The organism is Pseudomonas sp. K5002 (assembly GCF_013386655.1).
Classification (GTDB): domain Bacteria; phylum Pseudomonadota; class Gammaproteobacteria; order Pseudomonadales; family Pseudomonadaceae; genus Aquipseudomonas.
This window is the reverse complement of record NZ_JACARK010001720.1, coordinates 1-635: the sequence shown is the minus strand read 5'-3', so window position 1 is coordinate 635 and position 635 is coordinate 1. Positions and strand designations below refer to the sequence as shown.

General features: G+C 67.7%; 1 protein-coding gene. It reads right to left on the bottom strand.

Features of this window, described 5'->3' with window-relative positions; translation table 11 throughout:
• The coding region (locus tag HX846_RS38905) for a sensor histidine kinase KdpD (RefSeq protein ID WP_178967661.1) at positions 1-635 on the bottom strand (635 nt) is incomplete at both ends.

Here is a 635-nt window from a genome sequence, read left to right as displayed (position 1 = left end):
CGCGCCGCGCAATGGCCAGGCCCAGGCCATGGCCCTGGGCGGTTTGCCCCGGGGCGCGGTAAAACGGCTCGCCGAGTTGGCTCAGGTGTTCGGCATCCACGCCGGGGCCGTGGTCGCGCACACTGATCACAATGCGTTCGCCCTGGCGTCTGGCTTCCATTTCAATCGGTTGCCCGGGCGGGTTGAAGCGTTGGGCGTTGCGCAGCAGGTTATCCACCGCGCGTTCGATCATGGTCGGCCAGCCCTTGAGGTGCAGCCCGGCCTCGGCATCCAGCTGCACGGGTTGGTCCGGCGCGCCGAGCAAGGCGTCTTTTTGCAGGGTCCGGAGCAACGGGTTGAGGTCGATGTCTTCGGCACTGGCGTTATCAGCGTCCACCCGGGCGAGTACCAGGATTTCGCTGATCAGCGCTTCCAGGCGGTCGCATTCGCGGGTCAGGCGCGGCCAGAGTTTTTCCCGCGCTTCGGGCGTGGCCCGTTCTGCCAGGGCCAGGGCGATCCGCAGGCGGGCCAGGGGCGAGCGCAGTTCGTGGGACACATCCCGCAGCAACTGGCGCTGGCTGCCGATCAGGCTTTGCAGGCGGGCGCCCATGCGGTTGAAGTCGGTGGCCAGTACGCCGAATTCGTCGCGACGGTTG